This window comes from Stenotrophomonas maltophilia group sp. Smal12 (genome assembly GCF_037079935.1).
GTDB lineage: Bacteria > Pseudomonadota > Gammaproteobacteria > Xanthomonadales > Xanthomonadaceae > Stenotrophomonas > Stenotrophomonas sepilia.
The window spans coordinates 90,968-113,733 of the sequence record NZ_JBAWUK010000003.1; the positions used below are offsets into that span (position 1 = coordinate 90,968).

Sequence of the window (22,766 nt, forward strand, 5' to 3'; positions counted from 1 at the left end):
CTGGCGACCCCCCGCCGCGCCCCGCCCGCGCTAAGAAACCCTAGCCCGAACAGCTGGCCCACCCGCGGGGGTGGCCGGGCGAGGTGGGGGCCACCACCCAATAGGGCGGCCCGCCGAGGGGGGCGGCCGGGTTGTCGCGCGCCCCCCGCCCGCCCGGGCCCCCGCCCCCCCCGCCCCCCCCCCCCAACCCCCCCCCCCCCCCCCCCCCCCCCCCCCCCCCCCCCACTACCACAGGCGGGTCAGTGACCCGATTCGACCTTGCGCCATTCCACGGCGGCACGATCCAGCACGCCGTTGACGTAGGTGTGGCCGTGTTCGGAACCGAAACGCTTGGCCGATTCGATGGCTTCGTTGATCACCACGCGGTACGGCACGTCCAGGCGGTAGCGCAGCTCGTAGGCGGCCAGGCGCAGCACTGCGCGTTCGATCGCGTCCACTTCCTCGATGCCACGGTCCAGGTACGGGCCGAGCGCTTCGTCGATGTCGCGACGGTTGTCGAGCACGCCGTGCACCAGCGCCTCGAAGTACGCCAGGTCGGCAATTTCGCGGGCCTGCTCGTGGGCAAACTGGGCGATCAGCGACTGGGCGTTGCCGCCGGAGATCTGCCAGGCGTAGATGGCCTGCACGGCACGACGGCGGGCGCGCGAGCGCAGCACCGGATCGACGCCATCGCGGCGGACGGGTTTACCGGAGGGCTTGCCCTGGGTGTTCTTGTTCATGGCAGTTGCTCCAGCAGATTGACCATTTCCAGTGCGGCGAGTGCGACTTCCTCGCCCTTGTTGCCGTGGCTGCCGCCTGCGCGGGCCTCGGCGTCTTCCACGCGTTCCACCGCCAGCACGCCGTTCAGCACCGGCACGCCGAAATCCAGCTGCACGCGCATCAGGCCTTCGGCGCAGCGGTCGGCCACGTGTTCGTAGTGGCGGGTGTCGCCACGGATCACGCAGCCCAGGGTGAGGATGGCAGCGTGTTCATGGGCGGCGGCCAGGCGTGCGGCCACCAGCGGCAGTTCCCACGCACCCGGCACGCGGATCACGTCGATGTTGGCTTCGGTGATGCCGTTGCCGGCCAGGCTCTGGCGGGCGCCAGCGACCAGCGTGTCGGTGATGCGGGCATTCCAGCGGCTGGCCAGGATGGCGAAGCGCGCCGACTCGGGAGTGCGAAGATCGCCTTCGTAGTGGCTCATATGCGGCTTGGGGAACTCGATAAGGGGGTAATTCTAGCGTGGATGGGCCCCGGCCGTGGCTGGCGGGGGCCCGCAGGGGCTGCCGACCAACGGCCGGCACCCACCGGTAGTGCCGGCCGCTGGCCGGCAACCCCATTACAGGGTGACCGTCTCCACCACTTCCAGGCCGTAACCGGCCAGGCCAACCTGGCGGCGCGGGGTGCCCAGCACGCGCAGCTTGCCCAGGCCCAGGTCGGACAGGATCTGCGCGCCGGCACCATTGCGGCGCCACTGGCCCACGTCCTTGTCCTTGCCCGGCACCACCGGCGCCGGCTGCTGGCGCAGGCGGGCCAGCAGGGCTTCGCCATCGCGCGGGGCCGACAGCACCACCATCACGCCGGCGCCCTCGGCATCGATCGCACGCAGGGCATCAGTGGCGGCCACGCCGAAGTCGTCGCGGCGCCAGTGCAACAGGTCGGCCAGCGGGTTTTCCACCTGCACGCGCACCAGGGTCGGTGTTTCCGCATCCGGCGTGCCGCGCACCAGCGCGAAATGCAGGTCGTGGGCGATGCGGTCGCGGTAGGTCACCAGCTTGAACGGGCCGAATTCGGTGTCGATCTCGCGCTCGTCCACGCGTTCAACGGTCTTTTCGGTGGCCAGGCGGTAGGCGATCAGGTCGGCGATGGAGCCCATCTTCAGGCCGTGCTCGCGGGCGAACACTTCCAGCTCCGGGCGGCGCGCCATGCTGCCATCCGGGTTCAGGATCTCCACCAGCACGCCGGCCGGCTCCAGCCCGGCCAGCATGGCCAGGTCGACGCCGGCTTCGGTATGGCCGGCGCGGGTGAGCACCCCGCCCGGCTGGGCGATCAGCGGGAAGATGTGGCCCGGCTGGTGCAGGTCCGACGGCTTGGCGTTGGGCTTCACCGCGGTGCGGATGGTGTGCGCGCGGTCGTGGGCCGAGATGCCAGTGGTAACGCCCTCGGCGGCTTCGATGCTGACCGTGAAGTTGGTCTGGAACTGCGCGGTGTTGGCCTGCACCATCGGCGCCAGGCCGAGGTCGGTGGCGCGGGTGCGGGTCAGCGGCAGGCACACCAGGCCACGGCCGTGGGTGACCATGAAGTTGATGTCCGACGGCTTGACCAACTCGGCGGCCATGATCAGGTCGCCTTCGTTCTCGCGGTCTTCGTCATCGACGATGACCACCATGCGGCCCTGGCGAATGTCTTCCAGGATTTCCGGAATGGGGGCGAAGTTCATGCGCGTGCTCCTTCGCCCAACAGGCGTTCGACGTAACGGGCCACCAGATCGATTTCCAGATTGACCGCGCTGCCCACGCCGGTGGCGGAGAAGGCGGTGTTGGCCACGGTGTGCGGGATCAGGGCGACTTCAAAACCTTCGTCGTCCACTTCGTTGACGGTGAGGCTGACGCCGTCCACGCAGATCGAGCCCTTCTTGGCGATGTAGCGGCGCAGCGAGGCCGGCGCGGCGAAACGCCAGCGCTGGGCCCGCGCGTCGTTGTGGATGGACAGCACCTGGCCGAGGCCGTCGACGTGGCCGCTGACCAGATGGCCGCCCAGGCGGTCGGTCGGGCGCATGGCGCGCTCCAGGTTGATGACCGCCCCTTCGCCCAGTTGGCCCAGCGTGGTCAGGCCCAGGGTCTCGGTGGAGGCATCGGCCTGGAAGCTGTTGGCGTCGAATGCGATGACGGTGAGGCAGACGCCGTTGATGGCAATGCTCTCGCCCATCTGCACGTGGTCGAACGGCAGATTCCCGACATGGAAGGTGAAGCGGACATCGCCGCCGATGGATTCGCGTGCGGCCAGACGGCCGACGCCTTCGATGATTCCAGTAAACAAGTAACGTTCTCCGCGAAAAGTGAGCGAAAAACGCCGCAAGGCAAACAGGCGGGCGCAGGGCCGCGAAGGCCCTGTGGCACCGTCTTCTTTCATCCGGACTATACCGTCGGCTCCGGCATCGGACCGGATCTGCTGACCCCCGGCCGTGGGCCGGGGCGCTCGCGGGCTCGTGCTTGCGCACCTACCGCCGGTGGGGAATTGCACCCCGCCCTGAAGACGTTTGTGTACCGGCGAACCGGCGTGGCTAGTGTACCAGCCCGGGCTGAACGGGGTGGGATGCCCGGGGTCGGATCGCTTTCCGCAGGAAAGGGGCTCTGTCCCTGGGCCTCTCGGAATCGCGGAGGGGTCAGAGCCGTTCCCCAAGGGAAAACGGATCCGACCCCGGCCACGTCTGGCCAGCCTGTGACGACGGTCTCTCGCATTTTGTAAAACTTTCATTAAAATCCGCAGCGGACGACATGAGGTCGCCACGGGCAGCTGCGATGGCAGGCCCGCCAATGGACTGAAATTCACAGGAATTCCCATGCGCAAGATCCTGATCGTGGCTGCCCTGCTGGCCGCTGCCCCGTTCTCGGCCTCGGCCGACGCCCTGAGCTACACCTACGTCGAAGGCGGCTGGACCCAGGTCCAGGTTGACGACAACGTGCTGGACGACCCGAAGGTCGACGGCGGCTACCTGCGTGGTTCGGTCGCGCTGGCCGAGCAGGTCTACGTGTTCGGTGGCTGGTCGCGCACCAGCAAGACCCGCCACTACGGCGAAGATTCGCTGAAGCTGGAACTGAACCAGCCGGAGCTGGGTATCGGCTACCACATGCCGTGGACCGACCGCCTGGACTTCACTGCCGATGCCGCCTGGGTGCGCCAGAACGCTGAATCGACCCTGCGCTACGACGGCGTGCGTTACCACGGCAAGGACCACACCAACCTGGGCCGCGTCACCCTGGGTATCCGCGGCAAGCCGTCGCGCATGACCGAAGCCTGGGCCAAGGCCGGCTACATGGATGGCGGCAACAACTACAAGGGCACCTGGGTCGGCACCGTCGGCGGCCAGATCAACTTCACCAAGACCTGGGGTCTGGTGGGCGAGATCGCCGGCTATCGCGACGTCACCCAGTACTCGGTTGGCGTGCGCGCCAGCTTCTGATCCAACGATCGCTCCTCGTCGTGCGATCGAACGGGCCCCGCGAGGGGCCCGTTTTTTTTTGGCCCGCGCATACCGGCCCGTCGCGACCGGGCGTCATCACGCCCGCGAAGAGATGCGCTAGGCTTGCGCGCATCTGGAACCGGAAACACTGTCATGAAGACCCCCTTGCGTACGCTGCTGGCCAGCGCCTTGCTGGCTGCCCCGCTGCTGGCCGCCGCCGCCCCGGCCACGCTGACGCCCGAACAGGCCTTCGACCTGTATGCACGCGTGCTGCTGGAAGACGATGCCGCCGCGACCCGCACGCTCAACGATGCGCTGAAACCCGCCTTTGAAGGCCAGGATGCGGTAACCCCGAACCCGGGCGCGTTGGCCAAGGCGCTGGCCGAACCGTGGCAGGTGGTGCTTGCCAGCGCCGGTGCCAAGGCCGATGCAGCCGCCACCGAAGCGCTGTATGCCAAGGCCCTGCGTGATTCGAAGTGCCGCGCGACCAAGAGCGTGATCGAAGACAACGAATACGTCGAAGGCCAGAAGCTGGCGCGCATCGCCTTCAGCTGCCAGGTGCCCGACCTGGGCAACGTGCGCCCGTTGTTCGCCGCCAGCCTTGCAGCCGATGCCAGCCCGGCCTCACGCAAGCAGTTCACCGACGCCTACACCCAGGCGCTGCAGAGTGGCGCGCGCGTGCCGGTCAGCAGCACCTTCACCCTGTACCCGGCCAAGGACAACGGCTATTGGTACAGCGGCAATTTCGATGATCTGGTGGGCACCGTGGCCGGCGCGCTGGCACCGTTCGAAGACTGGATGCAGGACGCGCAGGCGGCCAACGCGCCGAAGGTCACCGGCGTACCGGGCTGCGACCTGCTGCTGCAGCAGCATCGCGCCTGCGTGGCGAAGATCGCGCCGGACCAGATCAGTGGCGTGGACGCGATGGCCGAGGAACTGAAGGCCAAGGCCAAGGTGAAGTCGGCCGAAGACATGACGCAGGAATGCAAGGCACTGCGCCCGATCGCCGAGATGATGTGGACCGACGAATGCGCATGAGGTGGTAACGGCGGGCCGCGCGCGATGTGCGCGGCTTTTCAGCCAGCACAATTCGGACAATTCGCATGGACCGCCGACGACTGTATTGGCGATGCTTCGCCATCTTTTCCTCGCCACATCTCCATGTTGAAGCCTCTCCATGCCCTGCCGCCGCGTGCGCACGCCCTGGCACTGTTCGTTCTGCTGGCATCATCGGCAAGCGCGGCCAGTTCACCGCCATCGCCGGAAGAGGCGTACACGCTGCAGGCCCGCGTCTACCTGCAGGGTGATGCGTCAGCGAAGGCATCGCTTGAGGCATTGGGCCCCGGCTGGGTGCCCAGCGAACGCATCGATTGGCAGCCCGTCATTGATGATGTGCCTGCGTGGCTGGGAAGGCAGGCCTTTCCGGCGCCCTCCCCTGCCATCGGGCGCGCGTTTGCCCAAGCACTGCGCACAAGGTTGGCCCTGATTCGCTGCGAAGCCAGAAATTTCCTGCCCCTGGGTTCACCGGAAATCGGCATGTTCGCGCTGGCGTGCACCCACCCGGACGTATCACCCCTGCGCGAGGCTTACCTAACGCTTCGCAACACGAAACAACCCGACGTCCAAGCGCAGAGCGATGAGCTATTCAGCCGCTGGGCCACCCTACTGCGCGATGCCCCGGATGGCACGCACTGCATACCGGTAACGGGCTGGTATCTGGGAAATCACGAAGCCGCCGACGCCGCGCGCGGTCAACAACTTTCGCGGACCGTGCTGATGAAGCTCATGCCACTGGACACGTGGGACGCCGGCGAGGACGAGGCAGATTCCGCAGAATTGTGCGAGGTCAACTGACGCGCGCAGCACACTGTAGAGAGCAAGTCTTCCTCTACAAAAAGTCGCGCGGAAACGCAGATGCGTATGCTCCGCCGTCCGCTTTGTTCCGCAAGGCTTCCATGATGCTGACGCGCTGTCTTCCGCTGCTGCAGTCCATTCCCCTCATCGCACCCGAGACCGACGCGTCAGCATCGACAGCATGAAGGACTTCCAGATGTTCGCATCGGCAACCCGACACCGCTGTTGAACACGGTTGCCGATGCATTCCTACCATTCTTCGAATGGAATTAACACCTGCCCGACGAGGCCCGATGTTGCCGCGCCTGCTGTTCTTCCTGCTGTGGATTGCTTCGACCGCCTCTGCGCAGACACCCGTGCCAACACCGGAGCAGAGCTTCGACCTGTTCGCGCGGTTCATGCTGGAAGGTGACACCGATGCTGAAGCACAGATCGCCGCCAAGGCAGTGGACGACGCGGTTGACACCATGGCCGCTTCGGTCCGATTCCGCGAGCCATGACATCAATGATGCTGACCGCCAGGCTCGCGCGACTCTGTAGCGCCGGGTCAAGCGCGGCGCCTTTCCCAACGCCACACATTTTCAGACAAGGTGCATGGGCCCCTGCATGAGGTTTCCTGCGGCAAAAGTAATCGCACTTTTCAGAACCGTTGCATGGCCCTGTGCAGCCTCCATGGTCAATGCTGTTGCCCTCTTCCACTGGGGGCAACCGCATGAACCACCGTATGACGTCGACCGCGATCATGGTGCTGGCGCTGATGGCGTGCTGGCAGGCCGAGGCGTCCAGGTTCAAAGCCACGAAGATCATCGTCGTCCAACCGTCGGTCGCCTTCGAGTCAACGCAGCTGAGCGACAGGCACCTGGATGCGTGGATGAGTGAGGATGATCACTGCCGCGACTTCCTGATGTACCACGATCAATGTGCCGTGCTGGTACTGCCGGATCAGTACGACGACGGTTTCACCCGCCACCAGCTGCGATTGAAGGCCAGGCAGCTGCCGGGCGAGGCCTTGGGCGCGTACTGCCGCGACCTGCATGTGCTGTGGAAGCAGCAATGGAAAGGCCAATGCCCCGTTGGCGAAGAAGACGACGAAGGCGCCTGAGGCTGAGGGCATAGCGCCTGCTCTGCGTTAGTCCCTCACGGGCGCAGCAGCAGCCGGATGTCCTCGCCCACCTGCCGCTGGTCGACCACGCGCAGGCGACGCTGCTGGTCCATCGCTTCGATGCCGAGGCCAGCCAGCAGCGGGCGTCCGTTGTCGCCCAGCAGCGTGGGGGCCTGATAAAGCAGAAGCTCATCGACCCAGCCGCCGCGCAGCAGCGCACCGGCCAGCGTGGCGCCGGCTTCGGTGTGCACTTCGTTGATGCCGCGCTCGGCCAGCAGCGCCAGCACCGCGCCCAGATCCAACCGCCCATCAACGCTGGGCACGCTGGCGAATTCGGCATCGGCCGCGTCCGGTGCGCTCACCGCCGCAGCGTGCAGGTACAGCGTCGGTGCCCCGCCCTCGCGCACGCGGCTGCATTCGAGCGAACGCAGGTGCGAATCGAGCACCACCCGCAGCGGTGGCATCACCTCGGTATCGGCCAGGCGCACGGTCAGCATCGGGTCATCAGCGAGCACCGTGTCGGCGCCGGTCAGGATCGCACCGGCGCGTGCCCGCCAGTGCTGCACGTCTTCGCGCGCGGCCGGAGCGGTGATCCACTTGGAACTGCCATCGGCCATCGCGGTACGACCATCCAGGCTGGCGGCCAGCTTCACCCGCAGCCACGGGCGGTTGCGTTCCACGCGTGACAGGAAGCCCTTGTTGAGTTCGCGCGCCTGCGCCGCCATCAGCCCTTCGGCAACCTCGATGCCGGCGTTGCGCAGCAGATCGAAGCCACCGCCATCTACCTTGGGGAACGGATCGCGCATCGCCGCCACCACGCGCGACACGCCCGCTTCGATCAGCGCCAGTGCACACGGCGGTGTGCGCCCGTAATGGGCACAGGGCTCCAGGGTGACGTAGGCGGTGGCACCGCGCGCCTCGCTGCCGGCCTCGCGCAGCGCGAACACTTCCGCATGCGGGCCACCGGCGCGCTGGTGCCAGCCCTGCCCCACCACGCGTTCGCCATGGGCCATCACGCAGCCGACCATCGGATTGGGGCGGGTGGTATAGGCAGCGCGCTCGGCCAGGCGCAGCGCGTTGGCCATGTGCAGGTGATCGAGGACGGAGAACGGGGTGGTCATGCGGCCATGGTAACGCTGCCGGTGGCGATGCACGCCATCAGTGCCCACCAAGGCGGGCGCTCACCCAGGCAGAGGCGGTCAGCCCTTCTTCTTCTTGGTCAGGGCGATCACATCGCCCAGCAGCTGCAGCTGTTCGGTACTGGACGGCAGATCGCGCTCGAGCTTCTCGATCTCCTCGCGGAAATCGGCCACGTCCTCGAAGCTGCGGTACACCGAAGCGAAGCGCACGTAGCCCACGTGGTCGAGCTTGCGCAGTTCGTTCATGACGAACTCGCCGACCTTGATCGAGGGCACTTCGCGCTCGCCGCTGATGCGCAGCTGGTGCACCACCGCCCTTACCGCCGCTTCGATCTTGTCTTCGGGCACCGCGCGCTTCTGCAGCGCGCGGTCGAACCCCGCGCGGACCTTGCGCTGGTCGAAGGCCTCGCGGGTGCCGTCACTCTTGACGATGGCCGGCAGCTTCAGCTCGACCGTTTCCAGGGTGCTGAAGCGCTCGCCGCAGGCTTCGCATTCCCGCCGACGACGGATCGTCGCGCCGTCTTCGGAGACGCGCGAGTCGATGACCCGGGTATCGGCATGTTGGCAGAAGGGGCAATGCATGAAACGCCTGGCTCAGGGAAGTACCTATTGCCACGGTCATGGCAGCGTCGCAAAGGTACCTGAGAAGGGGCGCAGCAGCAAATGCTGCCTGCACGGACGCCTGCAATTCAGCCCGCCAGCCCGGCGAGGCCGCGACGCGCCGCTCAACCGGGTGCGGGTGGCGGCGATGCGGCGCGTGCCCAGCGCAGCCAGGCCAGGTGCCCGGCCATCACCAGCAGCGGCGGACCAAACCCGAGAAGGCCCAAGGTCGAGATCTCGCCATTGCTGATAGTGAAGTACAGCGTGGCGACGACCACGCCCGACGCGGCCAGGCTGCCCAGCGCCAGGCCGACCCAGGCCACAGCCGGTGATTGGCGCAGGCCGGCAACACCGCGCCACAGGAACAGGCCGCTCAGCCACAACCACGACAGCAGGCCGATGAGGCCGGCCGACGACCACAGCAGCAACAACGTGTACTCGTCGCCCGTCAGGTACTTGCCCTCCCAGACGACCATCAGCCCCAGCACGGCACCCGTGCCGCCTGCCGCCACGGCGGGCAGGCCCACCAGCAGGCCGGCAATGGCCATCCAGCGTTTGTGATGACGCTCATCCATGCGTTCCGTTTCCTTCGATGGGCTGTGCCCGGCTGCGGCGTTTGACCCACACCAGCCTCGCGGCCGGTACCAGCATCGACGGGCCCAGCAGCAACAGGGCGATGCCTTCGGCGTGCACGGTGATGCTCCACCACAGCGCCAGCCCCAGCAGGGGCACGGCGGCAAGACTGCCGGCCAGCAGCATCCACCACCAGAGGCGATGCACCTGCAGCCCGGCACGTCCCTGCAGCAGATACCCGGCGCTGAGCCACAACCAGGCCAGGCAGCCGGCAATGCCGGCCAGGCCCCACAGCGGCACCAGGGTCACCGCGGCCAGCGTGCCATGGCCGAACTGGCCCAGCCCCGTCAGCAGCAGCATCGTCGCCGCGGCACCACCCGCCACCAGGCTGGGCAGGCCGAAGATCACCGCCAGGACGGCATACAGATACCGGGCGCGGCGCTCATCCACGCAGGCCTACTCCTTTGACCGTGTCGGGCCGGATGGCTCGCCCACGGCGTCAGCACGCAGCCGCAGCAGGATCAACATACCGGTGGGCACCAGCAGGGACGGCCCGGCGAACAGCCCGCTGAGCACGGACGAACCCAGCTCGGCGAAGTAGTACAGCGCCATCGCCAGCAAGGGCAGGCCTGCCAGCACGCCCATGCCCAGCAGCAGCCACCAGCGGCGTGATGACATGTGCAGCCCGCGTGCGCCATCGCGCAGCCAGACGATGCTGAGTGCGACCCAGGCCACGAGGCCGGCGATCGCGCACGATCCCCACGCGAACATGCCGGCGGCAAACCACAGTTTGTCCGCGTCCAGCGAGACGAGCCCGATCACGCCCATGACCACGGCGATGCAGGCACCGGCACCGCCGAAGAACAGGCTGGGCAGGCCGAACAGCACCGCCAGCGCGGTGTACAGGTACTTGAGGCGGCGCTCATCCATGCGCGGGGTTCCTGGTGACGGGGTCAGAGCCCTTCCGTGCGGGAAGGGATCCGACCCCTGCGTCGTGGCGGGGTCGCATCCCTTTCCGCCAGGAAAGGGCTCTGATCCCTGCCCCGATCAGCCGTAGACCGGGTACTTGCGGCACTGCGCGCTGACGGCGTCGCGCACGCGGGCGATGACGGCGTCATCGTTCGGCGCATCGAGCACGTCGGCGATCCAGTTGGCCAGGTCCACACAGTCCTGTTCGACGTAGCCGCGGGTGGTCACCGCCGGGGTGCCCAGGCGCAGGCCCGAGGTCACGAACGGCGAACGCGGGTCGTTCGGCACCGAGTTCTTGTTGACGGTGATGTGGGCCTTGCCCAGCGCGGCTTCCGCGTCCTTGCCGGACACGTCCTTGCCGATCATGTCGACCAGCATCAGATGGTTCTGGGTGCCACCGGAAACGATCTTGTAGCCGCGCGCGATCAGCGTGCTGGCCATCGCCTGGGCGTTCTTCACCACCTGCTGCTGGTAGGCCTTGAAGCCCGGCTCCAGCGCTTCCTTGAAGGCCACGGCCTTGCCGGCGATGACGTGCATCAGCGGACCGCCCTGGATGCCCGGGAATACGATCGACTGCAGCTTCTTGACCAGGTCTTCGTCGGCGCCCTTGGCGATGATGATGCCGCCGCGCGGGCCGCGCAGGGTCTTGTGGGTGGTGGAGGTGACCACGTGGGCGTGGTCCAGCGGGCTGGGGTAGACGCCAGCGGCGACCAGGCCGGCGACATGGGCCATGTCGACGAACAGGTAGGCACCGACCTTGTCGGCGATGGCACGGAAGCGCGCCCAGTCGATCACCTGCGAGTACGCCGAGAAGCCGGCGACGACCATCTTCGGCTTGTGTTCCAGGGCCAGGCGCTCGACTTCGTCGTAGTCGATCAGGCCCTGGTCGTTGACGCCGTACTGCACGGCGTTGAACAGCTTGCCCGACGCATTGACCTTGGCACCGTGGGTGAGGTGGCCGCCGTGGGCCAGGCTCATGCCGAGGATGGTGTCGCCCGGCTGCAGCAGGGCGAAGTACACGGCCTGGTTGGCCTGCGAGCCGCTGTGCGGCTGCACGTTGGCGTAGTCGGCGCCGAACAGCTGCTTCAGGCGGTCGATCGCCAGCTGCTCGGCGATGTCCACGTATTCGCAGCCACCGTAGTAGCGCTTGCCCGGGTAGCCTTCGGCGTACTTGTTGGTCAGCTGGCTGCCCTGCGCTTCCATCACCGCCGGGCTGGTGTAGTTCTCGCTGGCGATCAGCTCGACATGGTCTTCCTGGCGCTGGGTTTCGGCGGCGATGGCCTTGGCCAGTTCGGGATCGTAGGTTTCGATGCGGACGTCACGCGGGAACATCGGGTACTCCAGCAGGCAGGGAAAGGGGTACGACTCAGCCCCTGATTGTAGCCCCGCACCGGCCTGCCGGGGCCGAAACAGACGGGGCCGGCATTCCCGAAGGAATCCGGCCCCGTATGGTTTCAATCGATAGTTGTGGGGTCAGAGCCCTTTCCGTTGGAAAGGGATCCGACCCCGGCCGCGATCGTCAGCGGCTGCTGACGATGTAGTCGGCGATGATGCCGCTGGCGATGGCCACCAGCAGCATGTTGCCGCGGTCATCGCGGATCCACTGGTGGCCGTACGGCGGGCGGCGCAGGTGGTAGCGCGGGTAGTCGTTCACCACGTAGATCGGGCCGCGGTAGTAATCACGGTAGCGGTGTCCGACCTTCCAGCCGTAGCCCGGGCCATAGGCCGGGCGGTAGACCACGCGCGGCGGCGGCGGTGCCGGGCGGTAGTAGCGGTCGTGGTCGCGGTGCCAGTCGCGGCGGTCGCGTTCCCAGTCGCGCCGGGCCTCACGGCGGTCGCGCTCCCAGTCACGGCGGTCCTGGCGCCACTCGCGGCGATCTTCCCGCCATTCGCGGCGGTCACGGTGGTCGTTGTCGGCGAAGGCGGGGGCACGCGCCGAGCGCCAGCACAGAGGCCACGGCTCCGGCCATTACTCGATTGATGCGCATGTCAGACCTCTGCTTGGGTGGGTGGTGAGCCCATATTGCGCAACCGATCTGAACCGTTTCCGGCTGGAAACGCTTCCCGCTGCAGGACTGTGACGGAGTATTCAGGCCACGGCCAGCCTGCGCGGCTCCGGCCGGGCGCGGGCCGGAACCGGTTCCGGCTATAATTGGCGGTATTCCATTCCAGTCTGTGCCCGCTGCCGCAACGGGATGTTCCCGTGACGGGTCGGGCGCAGGGCCGCGCCTACGGAGACCGCATGTCCTCGCAATACATCTACACCATGAACCGCGTGTCCAAGGTGGTCCCGCCCAAGCGGCAGATCATCAAGGACATTTCCCTGTCCTTCTTCCCGGGCGCGAAGATCGGCCTGCTGGGCCTGAACGGCGCCGGCAAGTCCACCGTGCTGAAGATCATGGCCGGCGTGGACACCGATTTCGAGGGTGAAGCCCGTCCGCAGCCCGGCATCAAGGTCGGTTACCTGGCGCAGGAACCGGAACTGGACCCGAACAAGACCGTGCGCGAGTCGGTCGAGGAAGGCGTGGGCGAAGTGCTGCAGGCCCAGGCCGCGCTGGAAGCGGTGTACGCCGCCTACGCCGAGGAAGGCGCCGACTTCGACGCGCTGGCCAAGGAACAGGAGCGCCTGGAGGCGATCCTGGCCGCCGGCGACGCGCACACCCTGGAAAACCAGCTGGACGTGGCCGCCGATGCGCTGCGCCTGCCGCCGTGGGATGCCAAGATCGCCAACCTGTCCGGCGGTGAAAAGCGCCGCGTCGCACTGTGCCGCCTGCTGCTGCAGAAGCCGGACATGCTGCTGCTCGACGAACCGACCAACCACCTCGACGCCGAGTCGGTGGAATGGCTGGAACAGTTCCTGGCGCGCTATACCGGCACCGTGGTGGCCGTCACCCACGATCGCTACTTCCTGGACAACGCCGCCGAGTGGATCCTGGAACTGGACCGCGGCCGCGGCATTCCGTGGAAGGGCAACTACACCGAATGGCTGGTGCAGAAGGATGAGCGCCTGAAGCAGGAAGAGAATCAGGAAAAGGCCCGCCAGAAGGCGATCCAGAAGGAACTGGAGTGGTCGCGCCAGAACGCCAAGGGCGGCCGCTCCAAGGGCAAGGCCCGTCTGGCCCGCCTGGAAGAGCTGCAGTCGCAGGATTACCAGAAGCGCAACGAGACCAACGAAATCTTCATCCCGCCGGGCGAGCGCCTGGGCAACATGGTGATGGAGTTCAAGAACGTCTCCAAGAAGTTCGGCGACCGCCTGCTGATCGACAACCTGTCGATGCTGATTCCGCCGGGCGCAATCGTCGGCATCATCGGCCCGAACGGCGCCGGCAAGTCGACGCTGTTCAAGATGATCACCGGCCAGGAGAAGCCGGATTCGGGCGAGATCGTGATCGGCCCGACCGTGCAGCTGTCCTACGTGGACCAGAGCCGCGACAAGCTGGAAGGCAACCACAACGTCTTCCAGGAAATCGCCGGTGGCCTGGACATCCTCAACATCAACGGCATCGAGATCCAGTCGCGCGCCTACATCGGCCGCTTCAACTTCAAGGGCCAGGACCAGCAGAAGATGGTCGGCTCGCTGTCCGGTGGTGAGCGTGGCCGCCTGCACATGGCCAAGACCCTGCTGCAGGGCGGCAACGTGCTGCTGCTCGACGAACCGTCCAACGACCTGGACATCGAAACGCTGCGTGCGCTGGAAGACGCGCTGCTGGAGTTCCCGGGCAACACCTTCGTGATCTCGCACGACCGCTGGTTCCTGGACCGCATCGCCACGCACATCATCGCGTTCGAAGGCGACTCGCACGTGGAGTTCTTCCAGGGCAACTACCGCGAGTACGAGGAAGACAAGAAGCGTCGCATGGGCGACGATGCCGCGCCGAAGCGCCTGCGCTTCAAGGCGCTGAAGTAAGCCAGACCGCAGAACACGAAAGGCCGCGCTCGCGCGGCCTTTCGTCTTTCAGGCCGTCCTGTCGCCAGTTTTTCCAGGTGTTTTCGCCGGTCGGAATTCAACCGCTGATGAACGCCCGAGCCCCAAAAGGCGTGAAAGCCTGTCGCCGCCGGACTTTGCAATTCCTTGTATGTATTCACCCGCCCACATCGGTTTTCCTACGTCCCCGCTCCATCCCCCCAACGTAGGAAACCGCAATGAAAGCACTGATCATCACCACGGCAGCCCTGATGCTGTCGGGCACCGCCACGGCCGCGACCACCGACTGGGACGGCTTCTACCTGGGTGCCCAGGCCTCGCATGGCGAGGGGCACAGCAACGACCGCAGCAATGCCAACGCCTCGGAAAAGAGCGTGCGCGGTTTCACCGGCGGCATGCAGGGTGGCCGTCGCTGGCAGTTCGACAACAACATCGTGGTCGGTGTTGAAGGCGCGCTGTCGTTCGGCAACGTCAGCCGTGACTGGAAGGATCGCGAACAGCACCAGTACAGCCCGTACTACGGCAAGGATGCGGTGACCCGTTCGGGCACCTTCGATGTGACGCTGGGGCGCGTGATGGGCCGCTGGCTGCCCTACGTCGGCGCAGGCGTGACCGTGGCCCAGCAGGAGTTCACCCTGGGCTGCGACAAGTCGCTGGTGGAGGCCACCCACGGCTGCCGCGTGGCCGAGTTCGAGACCCGCGCGTCGCACCTGTCAACCGGCGCCCACGCCACCGCAGGCGTGCTGTACCGCTTCAACGAGCGCCTTTCGGCCGGTGCCGAATACCGCTACACCCACCTGGGTTCCAGCCCGGTGACCCTGGAAGACCCCAACTACCCTGCTGCGGCCCGTCGCAGCTTCCATACCGACTACAGCAGCGTTACGCTGAAGTTGAACTACCACTTCTAAGCGCCTGACGACGCACCCGCAGCTCCCCTACGGGCGGCAGGGCGCGCAGGCATGAGAGATCTGCGATGTCCCTGTTCGAACGCCTGTTCCAGCTGCAGCAGCACGGCACCACCGTGCGCACCGAGCTGCTGGCCGGTGTCACCACCTTCCTGACGATGTCCTACATCGTCTTCGTCAACCCGGAAATCCTCGGCACCACCGGCATGGATTCAGGTGCGGTGTTCGTGGCCACCTGCCTGGCCGCTGCGCTGGGTTCGGCAGTGATGGCGCTGGCGGCCAACTTCCCGGTGGGCATGGCACCGGGCATGGGCCTGAACGCGTTCTTCGCCTTCACTGTGGTCGGGGCCGCTGGCCTGCCGTGGCAGCAGGCACTGGCTGCGGTGTTCATCTCCGGCCTGGTGTTCCTGGTGCTGTCGCTGACCGGTGTGCGGGCGTGGCTGGTGTCGGGCATCCCGGCCTCGCTGCGTTCGGCGATCGTGGCCGGCATTGGCCTGTTCCTGGCGATCATCGCGCTGCAGAAATCCGGCGTGATCGTCGGCAATGAAGACACGCTGGTGGCGCTGGGCCCGTTGAACACGGCACCGCCGCTGCTGGCGCTGGCCGGCTTCCTGCTGATTGCCGTGCTGGAAGCGCGCCGTGTCCGTGGCGCGATCCTGATCGGCATCCTGGCGGTGACCGGCGCGGGCTGGGCATTGGGCGACGTGCAGTACCAGGGCCTGGTCTCGCTGCCGCCGAGCCTGGCGCCGAGCTTCCTGCAGCTGGACCTGCCGGGCCTGCTGCACCACAACGGTGGCGCGCCGATCGCCGTGTTGCTGCAGGTGGTGCTGGTGTTCGTGCTGGTGGAAGTGTTCGATGCCACCGGCACCCTGTATGGCGTGGTCGGTCGCGCCGGACTGCTGAAGCTGCCGGGCGCGCAGAAGCGTTTCGGCCGCGCGCTGCTGGCCGACAGCACGGCGATCGTGGCCGGTTCGCTGCTGGGCACCAGCAGCACCACCGCGTTCGCTGAAAGCGCCTCGGGCGTGCAGGTGGGCGGCCGCACCGGCCTGACCGCACTGGTGGTGTCGGCGCTGTTCCTGGCCGCACTGCTGTTCTCGCCGCTGGCGGCGATGGTGCCCGGCTATGCCACCGCACCGGCGCTGCTGTTCGTGGCCGGCCTGATGTTGCGCGAACTGGTGGACGTGGACTGGAGCGACCTGACCGAATCGGTGCCGGCCGCCCTGTGTGCGCTGGCGATGCCGTTCACCTATTCGATTGCCAACGGCCTGGCGTTCGGCTTCATTGCGTATGCCGCGCTGAAGGCCGGCACCGGGCGCTGGCGCGAGGTGCATCCGGCGGTCTGGCTGGTGGCGGTGCTGTTCGCGCTGCGCTACGCGTTGGAATAATCGGGGGGCAATGCCGGCCAGCGGCCGGCACTACCGGGTGGTGACTCACCTGCTAACCGGGCGCGATGCCGGCCAGCGGCCGGCGTTGCCAGAGCACGCGGTGGCCAGCGGCTGGCACTGCCTGGTGCGGGGTTCACCTTCCAGCCACGGTGCTCTGGGATGATGCGGGCATGCTCCGGCCTGGCCTTCCCACGGATCCGTCTTCGCCATTGCGCCGCCGGCTGCTGCGCGCGGCGTTGCTGGCGCCGCTGGCCGGTACGCTCGCCACCCTGCCCGGCTGCTCGCTGCCTGTGCACGTCGATGGCACCTTCCTGCAACCGTGGCGCAGCCATCTGCAATGGGGCCTGGCCGACTGGCAACGCTCGTTGAAGCTGGCCCATGCGCTGGGGTGCCGGCAGCTGGTGCTGCAATGGACCGGCATCGTCGGTGGCAGCGATGGCGACTGGGCACTGCCCGACGGCAGCCTGCAGCAACTGTTCACTGCGGCCCGCGAGAATGACCTCCGCATCCGCGTCGGCCTGCCCTTCCAGCAACGCTGGTGGCAGGCCATCGGCGCCGACGACGCCACGCTGCAGGCGTTCCTGGCCAACAGCCTGGCGCACGCGCGCAGCTGGTTGGCACAGGCGCCATGGGTGCAGCAGCCGGCCTTCGGCGGCTGGTACCTGCCCTACGAACTGGAGCAGTTCCACTGGGCCGATCCGGCCCGCCAGCAATGGCTGGCGCAGTGGCTGCACGGGCTGGTGCAGGCCGCCAGCGCGCGCGGCGGTGACTGTGCGATCTCCTGCTACTTCAGCCGCCTGCAGTCCGATGGCAACCTGGTCACGCTATGGCAGGCGGTACTGGCCCAGGCCACGCTGCGGCCGATGGCGCAGGACGGGGTGGGTGTGGCCGGCGCCGGCAACGTGCAGCAGCTGCAACCCCTGCTCGACCATTTCCAGGCACAGGACATCGGTTTCGATGCGATCGTCGAACTGTTCCGCGAAGTGCCTGGCAGCGCCGCTGATGGCAGCGGGTTCAAGGGCGAAACCGCAGATGCCGCACGCATCCAGCGGCAGCTGGCGTGGGCACGCGGCAGTGGCGCACAGCACGTGCTGGTCTATGCGCTGGAGCCCTGGCTGACCCAGGACACGCCGCAGGCGGCGGCGCTGCGGCGACGCTGGGGGCTGGCTCAGTAGTACAGGATGGCGGTGGCGAACAGGCCCTTGGCGCGCTGCGTATCTCCGCCGCCGATCGCGAAGCGGTACTGCACGGTCAGGTCGAGGTAGGAACGCGGGGTGTTGTAGTGGTCCTCGCGGAACCAGTAGCGCACGCCCACGCCCGGTCCTGCGCCGAGCGACCAGCTGCGTTGCGTATCGTTGAGCGCGAACGACTGCGCCGGGAACAGCGGGTAACGGATGTCGCGCACCCGCGAGCGCTGGTCGAGCCAGTCCGCCCCCACCACCACATACGGCGTGACCACCCAGTGGGTCTGCCCGGCGCCAAAGCGGATGCTGCGGCCGGCGCGCAGTTCAGCGGCCGCGAACCACTGCTCGCGATGCAACCGCCCGCGGGCATCGCCGATCCGCCGCACCGGCGTGCCGTTGGCATCCAGCGCGTCGAGGGTGAAGTGGGCGCTGTTGTCATCCCAGGTATAGCCGCCCTGCGCGTAGCCGCTGACCATCCACCACTGGTTGACGTCGGTGCGCAGGTCGGTGCCGTGGTAATAGCCGTAGGTCAGGTAGGACATCCAGCCGCCAGAACCGCTGGCCAGGCGGTAGCGGGCCAGCGTGCTGGCTTCCAGTGGCGGGTTCCGGGCCAGCTGCAGGCGGCACTGCACGGCCGCCGATGCCGGATAAACATCACCCGAACGGGTGGCACTGCCGAGGAACTGGCGACGCTCGATGCCGGCGCTCAGGCCGGTCTGGCCGAAGGCGTAGCGCAGGCCGAACGAGGCGATGGTGGACGGCCAGCCGGTGGTGGAACGCGAGCGGCTGAGCCGTTCGGCGCGTGCACGTGCATCGGGCGTCGATTCGCCGGTGCACGGGTCCACCGCGCGGATCGATTCATAGGTGCCGCCCTGGTCGTACAGCGTGTTGAGCAGGCGCGCGTAGAGTTCCAGCGTGCCATGGGCATCGTTGAAGGCCGGGGGTCGCCAGAACGCCTCGAGCGTGCTGAACACCGAATCGCCCGGCGTGCTGAGCGCGGCGCCGCCGACATTGGTCGCCGCCTGGCGCGCACCGCGGAAACCCGCCGAGGCGATCACGCCCCACTCGCGCGAGTAACTGGCGATGGCACTGCGCACGCTGTAGCGCTGGCGCTCATCCAGCGGCAGCTCGCCGGCATCGGCACGATCAATGGCCGTCCGCAGCAGCGTCACCGCCTGCGGGTGATCGCCGCTGGCCGCGCTGGCGTAGGCCTGGTCAAGCACCACGCTCTTCGGTGCCTTGCCGGTGGCCTCGGCGGCACGGAAGTCGGCCAGTGCGCGCGCCGGTTCGTGGGCCTTCTGGTTGAGGTAGCCGCGCTGCATCAGCAGCCCGGCATCATCAGGGCGTTGCGCCAGTGCCGCGTCCAGGCGCAGCCGTGCTTCGTCCTGCTGGCTGCGGTTGCCTGCCGCCAGCGTGGTGGTCAGCAGCCCCTGCAGGCTCGCGTCCTCCGGTGCGAGCTGCACGGCCTGCCGCGCCTCGCCGATGGCCTCGGCGTAGTCCTGCCGCGCGTAGGCCGCATACGCGCGCTGTGCGGCACCACCGTCGCCCTGCAGGTCGACCGGCATCAGCGTGCAGGCATCACCGGTGTCAGCAGGCGGGCAGTGCTGGAACGGCGCCGGATACGCCTGCGCACTCAAACCCGCAGGCGCACGACTGGACCGGATCGCCTTGGCGCGCTGTTCGATGCCCTGCTGCAGAAGCTGCTGCGCGCGTGCGTCGCCCGCATCCGTGGGCGACGCCGCCTGCAGTGGCGCCAGCAGTGCAGCCGCACGTGTGCGGTCCCCAGCGGCCAGGGCCGCATCCACGGCCAGCAGGCGCACGTTGCGCTGCTGCATGGTTGCCCCCGGCGCGGCGAGTGCGGCGTCGAAGTCTTCATTGGCCAGCAGGGTCTTGCCCTGGCGCTGGCGCAGATAACCACGCATCAGCCGGGCATTGAGATCCCCGCCGTCGGCCTGCAGCGCCTGGTCGGCGCTGCGCTCGGCGTCGGCCAGCTGCCCCTGCTGCAGCAGAGCGGTGATCAACAGCCACCGGTACGAAGCCACATCCGGCGCAAGTTCGACGGCGGCCCGCGCCTGCGCGACGGCCGCCGCATCGTTCTGCGTGGACAGCGACTGGTAGGCCTGCTGGGCCTGCAGCAGCGCGCGCTGGCGGGCCAGCGCCACGCGCCGGGTGCGCAGTTCCTCGACGTTCGGTGCGCCCAGCTGCAGCGCCGTGCCGATGGCCGCGTCGGCCAGTTCGGCCTGTTGCTGTGCTTCCAGCGCCGCCACCCACAGCATCGCCCAGGCGCCCTGCTTCGGCTGCTGGCGGAAGGCCTGCTCGGCCTTGCTGGCCGCTTCCCCCATGCGCCCGGCGTCATAGGCGGCATAGGCCTCGGTGGCCAGCGTGTAGGCCTGCTGCCTGGCGCGGTCTGCGCCGCTGCCGGCCGCACGCGGTGGGGAGGATGCGCGCGTGCCCCTGGCATCCGGGGGCGTGCTGCGTGCAGCGGTGGCAGCGGCCAACGCCGGCAAGGCCGGATCCTTCAACCCCGCATCCAGTGCACGGCGCGCCTGCTGCTGCGCCTCCGCCGGCCGGCCCAGTTTCTGCAGCGCGTAGATCTGCAGCAGGCGCAGCCGCACCACGTCCGGGCGCAGCCGGATCGCTTCGGTGGACTGCTGGTAAGCCGCTTGATAGTCGCCGCGCTCGTAAGCGGCGAAGGCCTGCTCGGCGACGCGGTATGCAGCGCCGGACAGCGGCAGGGCCGCATCGGCCTGTGCCAGTACCGGCGTGGCGGCGGTGGCCAGTGCCACGGCAATGACGGTGGACAGCAGCGTGGTCTTCATGCCGGCAAGGCTCCGGGAGGCGGCGACTGCAGCACGGCCGCACGCCGGCGCTGCTCCTGCATGGCCTGGGCGACGGCGTCCTCGGTGGTGACGCCCTGCTTGACCAGGTAATCGCCGATGCGGCCATCGCGCTGCGGCTTGTAGGCATCCAGTGCGATCTCGAAGCGCGCGTGGTCGATCAGGCGCATCTCCACCAGCAGGTCCCCGAGCAGCGGCACGTTGTCCAGCTGCCAGTCCCGGTCACTGCCGATCAGGCGCAGCCCTGCGTTGATCTCGCTCTCGCGGGCGATGCTCTGTTCGATGTGGTCGCTGCGGGTTTCCTGCTTGAGCAGCGCCAGTGCCTCCTCGGGCAGCGGGCTGGCCACGGCCAGACGCAGGGTCCCCGGCTGCCGCGGCGGCAATGGCAGCATGCGCCATTGCACGCAGGCGTCGGCGCTGACCGGGAACGGGCCGGCCCGCAGGTAATCCACGTCGATCACCGCACGTGGCAGGTCGCCCTGGAAGGCAATCGCCTCGGCCAGGGTCTCATCATCCAGCCACCCCTGGGTGAGCAGGATGCGCCCCAGCGGCTGCTGCCGGCCGTCCTGCTGCTGCTCCAGCGCCTGCTGCAGTCGCTCCGGCTCCACCGCCTGCCAGGTGGTCAACAGTTCGCCGAGCTGCTTGCGCGTCTGCACCAGCTGCGCCGCGTCCGGGAAGTCGTGCATGGTCTTGTCCCAGACCATGCGCTTGCCGAACAGCAGGTAGGCCAGGAACACCTTCCACGCGCGGGCGGTGGCCATGAAGTTGATCATGTTGCCGACCACCATCCGCGGGATCGACATCAAGGCATGCTCCCAGCCGTACAGCCGGTTGACGAAGTAGAAGCGCTGCACGACGCGGGTGGCCAGCGCTGCGGTGGTCAGCAGCGCCACCGTCATCTGCCAGGTGCCGGCCTGGAACACGCTGGGAAACTGCATCGTCCAGACCCCGGTCATCTTCAACAGCCAGAACAGCAGCAGCTGCAGGAAGATGAGGTAGGCAATGATGCTGACAAACGAGGTGATGATGCCCTTGCGGTCGCGCGCCAGCAGGTACTTGGTGGCCAGCGAGCCTCGCCAGCCCAGCGACTCCCAGCTCTGCAGGCCGATGCCCAGCACCCAGCGCGCCTTCTGCCGGTAGGAGGCGCGGAAATTGTCGGGGAAGTATTCGCGCACGCACAGGGCCATCTGCTGGGTGCGCTCGCGCACCGGCCCCCAGCCGAACCATGAGGGGCGGCGCACGCGGAACTGCACCGGGAAGCGGGCGAAGATCGACTGCATGCCCATGGCTGCCAGCCGCGCACCCACGTCGTAATCCTCGGTGAGGCTGTCGGTGTTGAAGGGCTGGTTGTCGGTCTGCGCACTCAGGGCCAGCAACGCGCGCCGCGAGAAGCAGGTACCGACGCCGGCCGACGGCACCATGCCCGAAACGCTCTCGCGCACCACCAGGTCCTTGGCGTGCCATTCGGCGAACTCGTCCATGTAGACCCCGGCCACCAGTTCGTACCACTCGCGGTCCAGCGAGGTCACCGGCAACTGGATCATGTCCTTGCGTGGCAGCAGGTAGTTGTAGAACCGCAGCTCCATCGGGTGCAGCACGTCCTCGCTGTCGTGCAGGATCACCCCGGCGAACTCGATGTCGTGGCGCTTCTCGTAATCGAAGATCGCCAGGATCAGCCAGTTCAGGCAGTCGGCCTTGCTGGTCGGCCCGTCGTGCGGCACTTCCACGCGGCGCAGGCGCTTGTAGCGGCGACGCATGCGCTCGACCTCATCGATGGTCTGCTGGTCGTTGGGATAGGTGCCGACGAACACGACGTACTCGCGGTAATCGAGCACGTTGATCATGTTCTCCACCATCTGCGCGATGACGTCGTACTCCATCCACGCCGGCACCATGATCGCCAGCGGCTGCTGCGGGCGCTGCAGCAGGTCGTCCTGGGTCAGCGGCCGGTATGCGTCGCGGCGCTTGATGGTCAATGCCCGCCAGCTCTCGCGCACCCAGTACCAGACGTCGATGAACAGGTCATCGAGGCTGGAGATCAGGATCAGCACGGCCACCGCCGCCGCCGTGGTTTCCAGGGCGGCGTAGTAGTTGGCCAGCTGGATGTTCCAGAACAGACCGTCCACGGTGG

General features: G+C 67.6%; 21 protein-coding genes, 1 pseudogene and 1 riboswitch. Of the genes and pseudogenes, 9 read left to right on the forward strand and 13 right to left on the reverse strand.

Annotated features, from left to right (window positions below):
* Positions 1-239: 239 nt before the first annotated feature.
* The 4 genes from nusB to WDC87_RS02465 form a co-directional block, all read right to left on the reverse strand.
* Positions 240-719 (reverse strand): transcription antitermination factor NusB, encoded by a 480-nt coding sequence (gene nusB / locus WDC87_RS02450; protein ID WP_005415268.1) that lies wholly within the window; start codon positions 717-719, stop codon positions 240-242.
* Positions 716-1,183 (reverse strand): 6,7-dimethyl-8-ribityllumazine synthase, encoded by a 468-nt coding sequence (gene ribH, locus WDC87_RS02455; protein WP_010481977.1) that lies wholly within the window; start codon positions 1,181-1,183, stop codon positions 716-718. Before ribH ends, nusB begins: the two co-directional genes overlap by 4 nt.
* Before the next feature lie 135 nt (positions 1,184-1,318).
* Positions 1,319-2,419: a 3,4-dihydroxy-2-butanone-4-phosphate synthase gene (gene ribB, locus WDC87_RS02460; RefSeq protein WP_252745145.1), complete on the reverse strand. Its 1,101-nt coding sequence runs from the start codon at positions 2,417-2,419 to the stop codon at positions 1,319-1,321.
* Positions 2,416-3,018, reverse strand: coding sequence for a riboflavin synthase (locus WDC87_RS02465; RefSeq protein ID WP_074725566.1), 603 nt, complete (start codon positions 3,016-3,018; stop codon positions 2,416-2,418). Before WDC87_RS02465 ends, ribB begins: the two co-directional genes overlap by 4 nt.
* A gap of 77 nt (positions 3,019-3,095) precedes the next feature.
* Positions 3,096-3,240: riboswitch (FMN riboswitch) on the reverse strand.
* A 301-nt stretch (positions 3,241-3,541) separates the two neighbouring features.
* Here WDC87_RS02465 and WDC87_RS02470 point away from each other — a divergent pair.
* The 5 genes from WDC87_RS02470 to WDC87_RS02490 all read left to right on the forward strand — a co-directional run bounded on the left by WDC87_RS02470 (position 3,542) and on the right by WDC87_RS02490 (position 7,118).
* The gene (locus tag WDC87_RS02470) at positions 3,542-4,162 is read left to right on the forward strand and encodes a hypothetical protein (protein WP_049468274.1); all 621 of its coding nucleotides are present in this window, start codon (positions 3,542-3,544) and stop codon (positions 4,160-4,162) included.
* A gap of 153 nt (positions 4,163-4,315) precedes the next feature.
* Complete coding sequence (locus WDC87_RS02475; protein ID WP_252745144.1) at positions 4,316-5,200, forward strand: hypothetical protein; 885 nt, start codon at positions 4,316-4,318, stop codon at positions 5,198-5,200.
* Positions 5,201-5,323: 123 nt separating this feature from the next.
* On the forward strand, positions 5,324-6,016 hold the full coding sequence (locus WDC87_RS02480) for a hypothetical protein (protein ID WP_252745143.1): 693 nt from the start codon (positions 5,324-5,326) through the stop codon (positions 6,014-6,016).
* Between the two features lie 293 nt (positions 6,017-6,309).
* Entirely contained in the window at positions 6,310-6,516 is a 207-nt protein-coding gene (locus tag WDC87_RS02485) for a hypothetical protein (RefSeq protein WP_074725563.1), read from the forward strand.
* A gap of 212 nt (positions 6,517-6,728) precedes the next feature.
* Entirely contained in the window at positions 6,729-7,118 is a 390-nt protein-coding gene (locus WDC87_RS02490; protein WP_049468279.1) for a hypothetical protein, read from the forward strand.
* A 35-nt stretch (positions 7,119-7,153) separates the two neighbouring features.
* On the opposite strand, the gene ribD is transcribed toward WDC87_RS02490, so the two are convergent.
* The 7 genes and pseudogenes from ribD to WDC87_RS02525 all read right to left on the reverse strand — a co-directional run bounded on the left by ribD (position 7,154) and on the right by WDC87_RS02525 (position 12,387).
* Entirely contained in the window at positions 7,154-8,239 is a 1,086-nt protein-coding gene (ribD, locus tag WDC87_RS02495) for a bifunctional diaminohydroxyphosphoribosylaminopyrimidine deaminase/5-amino-6-(5-phosphoribosylamino)uracil reductase RibD (protein WP_252745142.1), read from the reverse strand.
* Between the two features lie 78 nt (positions 8,240-8,317).
* Positions 8,318-8,839 (reverse strand): transcriptional regulator NrdR, encoded by a 522-nt coding sequence (gene nrdR / locus WDC87_RS02500; protein WP_005415256.1) that lies wholly within the window; start codon positions 8,837-8,839, stop codon positions 8,318-8,320.
* A gap of 143 nt (positions 8,840-8,982) precedes the next feature.
* Complete coding sequence (locus WDC87_RS02505) at positions 8,983-9,432, reverse strand: hypothetical protein (RefSeq protein ID WP_049468281.1); 450 nt, start codon at positions 9,430-9,432, stop codon at positions 8,983-8,985.
* Positions 9,425-9,880, reverse strand: coding sequence for a hypothetical protein (locus tag WDC87_RS02510; protein WP_252745141.1), 456 nt, complete (start codon positions 9,878-9,880; stop codon positions 9,425-9,427). Before WDC87_RS02510 ends, WDC87_RS02505 begins: the two co-directional genes overlap by 8 nt.
* 6 nt (positions 9,881-9,886) lie before the next feature.
* Positions 9,887-10,360, reverse strand: coding sequence for a hypothetical protein (locus WDC87_RS02515; protein WP_252745140.1), 474 nt, complete (start codon positions 10,358-10,360; stop codon positions 9,887-9,889).
* Positions 10,361-10,477: 117 nt separating this feature from the next.
* A complete protein-coding gene (gene glyA, locus WDC87_RS02520; RefSeq protein WP_049468287.1) occupies positions 10,478-11,731 on the reverse strand; it encodes a serine hydroxymethyltransferase in 1,254 nt (417 codons plus the stop codon).
* Positions 11,732-11,918: 187 nt separating this feature from the next.
* Positions 11,919-12,387: pseudogene (locus WDC87_RS02525) on the reverse strand (RcnB family protein).
* 254 nt (positions 12,388-12,641) lie between these two features.
* Between WDC87_RS02525 and ettA the strand changes: the two are divergent.
* From ettA to WDC87_RS02545, 4 genes are all read left to right on the forward strand, one after another.
* A complete protein-coding gene (ettA, locus tag WDC87_RS02530; protein WP_005415249.1) occupies positions 12,642-14,306 on the forward strand; it encodes an energy-dependent translational throttle protein EttA in 1,665 nt (554 codons plus the stop codon).
* A gap of 236 nt (positions 14,307-14,542) precedes the next feature.
* Positions 14,543-15,232, forward strand: a complete 690-nt coding sequence (locus WDC87_RS02535) for an outer membrane beta-barrel protein (protein WP_049468291.1) — start codon at positions 14,543-14,545, stop codon at positions 15,230-15,232.
* Between the two features lie 65 nt (positions 15,233-15,297).
* Entirely contained in the window at positions 15,298-16,614 is a 1,317-nt protein-coding gene (locus tag WDC87_RS02540) for an NCS2 family permease (protein ID WP_252745139.1), read from the forward strand.
* A gap of 170 nt (positions 16,615-16,784) precedes the next feature.
* Positions 16,785-17,789 carry a DUF4434 domain-containing protein gene (locus WDC87_RS02545; protein WP_252745138.1) on the forward strand — a complete coding sequence of 335 codons (1,005 nt, stop codon included), beginning with the start codon at positions 16,785-16,787 and terminating at the stop codon, positions 17,787-17,789.
* Here WDC87_RS02545 and WDC87_RS02550 read toward each other — a convergent pair.
* Together WDC87_RS02550 and WDC87_RS02555 are read right to left on the reverse strand one after the other, a co-directional pair.
* Positions 17,783-20,617, reverse strand: coding sequence for a hypothetical protein (locus WDC87_RS02550; protein WP_252745137.1), 2,835 nt, complete (start codon positions 20,615-20,617; stop codon positions 17,783-17,785). The two genes, WDC87_RS02545 and WDC87_RS02550, sit on opposite strands and share 7 nt — an antisense overlap.
* On the reverse strand, positions 20,614-22,761 hold the full coding sequence (locus tag WDC87_RS02555; protein ID WP_049468298.1) for a glycosyl transferase family protein: 2,148 nt from the start codon (positions 22,759-22,761) through the stop codon (positions 20,614-20,616). Before WDC87_RS02555 ends, WDC87_RS02550 begins: the two co-directional genes overlap by 4 nt.
* Between the last annotated feature and the right edge of the window lie 5 nt (positions 22,762-22,766).

What these genes read in the sequence shown, in the direction of transcription:
- nusB (WP_005415268.1), bottom strand. Translation starts at nt 719, where the DNA reads ATGAACAAGAACACCCAGGGCAAGCCCTCCGGTAAACCCGTCCGCCGC.
- ribH (WP_010481977.1), bottom strand. Translation starts at nt 1,183, where the DNA reads ATGAGCCACTACGAAGGCGATCTTCGCACTCCCGAGTCGGCGCGCTTC.
- ribB (WP_252745145.1), bottom strand. Translation starts at nt 2,419, where the DNA reads ATGAACTTCGCCCCCATTCCGGAAATCCTGGAAGACATTCGCCAGGGC.
- WDC87_RS02470 (WP_049468274.1), top strand. Translation starts at nt 3,542, where the DNA reads ATGCGCAAGATCCTGATCGTGGCTGCCCTGCTGGCCGCTGCCCCGTTC.
- WDC87_RS02475 (WP_252745144.1), top strand. Translation starts at nt 4,316, where the DNA reads ATGAAGACCCCCTTGCGTACGCTGCTGGCCAGCGCCTTGCTGGCTGCC.
- WDC87_RS02480 (WP_252745143.1), top strand. Translation starts at nt 5,324, where the DNA reads ATGTTGAAGCCTCTCCATGCCCTGCCGCCGCGTGCGCACGCCCTGGCA.
- WDC87_RS02485 (WP_074725563.1), top strand. Translation starts at nt 6,310, where the DNA reads ATGTTGCCGCGCCTGCTGTTCTTCCTGCTGTGGATTGCTTCGACCGCC.
- WDC87_RS02490 (WP_049468279.1), top strand. Translation starts at nt 6,729, where the DNA reads ATGAACCACCGTATGACGTCGACCGCGATCATGGTGCTGGCGCTGATG.
- ribD (WP_252745142.1), bottom strand. Translation starts at nt 8,239, where the DNA reads ATGACCACCCCGTTCTCCGTCCTCGATCACCTGCACATGGCCAACGCG.
- nrdR (WP_005415256.1), bottom strand. Translation starts at nt 8,839, where the DNA reads ATGCATTGCCCCTTCTGCCAACATGCCGATACCCGGGTCATCGACTCG.
- WDC87_RS02505 (WP_049468281.1), bottom strand. Translation starts at nt 9,432, where the DNA reads ATGGATGAGCGTCATCACAAACGCTGGATGGCCATTGCCGGCCTGCTG.
- WDC87_RS02515 (WP_252745140.1), bottom strand. Translation starts at nt 10,360, where the DNA reads ATGGATGAGCGCCGCCTCAAGTACCTGTACACCGCGCTGGCGGTGCTG.
- glyA (WP_049468287.1), bottom strand. Translation starts at nt 11,731, where the DNA reads ATGTTCCCGCGTGACGTCCGCATCGAAACCTACGATCCCGAACTGGCC.
- ettA (WP_005415249.1), top strand. Translation starts at nt 12,642, where the DNA reads ATGTCCTCGCAATACATCTACACCATGAACCGCGTGTCCAAGGTGGTC.
- WDC87_RS02535 (WP_049468291.1), top strand. Translation starts at nt 14,543, where the DNA reads ATGAAAGCACTGATCATCACCACGGCAGCCCTGATGCTGTCGGGCACC.
- WDC87_RS02540 (WP_252745139.1), top strand. Translation starts at nt 15,298, where the DNA reads ATGTCCCTGTTCGAACGCCTGTTCCAGCTGCAGCAGCACGGCACCACC.
- WDC87_RS02545 (WP_252745138.1), top strand. Translation starts at nt 16,785, where the DNA reads ATGCTCCGGCCTGGCCTTCCCACGGATCCGTCTTCGCCATTGCGCCGC.
- WDC87_RS02550 (WP_252745137.1), bottom strand. Translation starts at nt 20,617, where the DNA reads ATGAAGACCACGCTGCTGTCCACCGTCATTGCCGTGGCACTGGCCACC.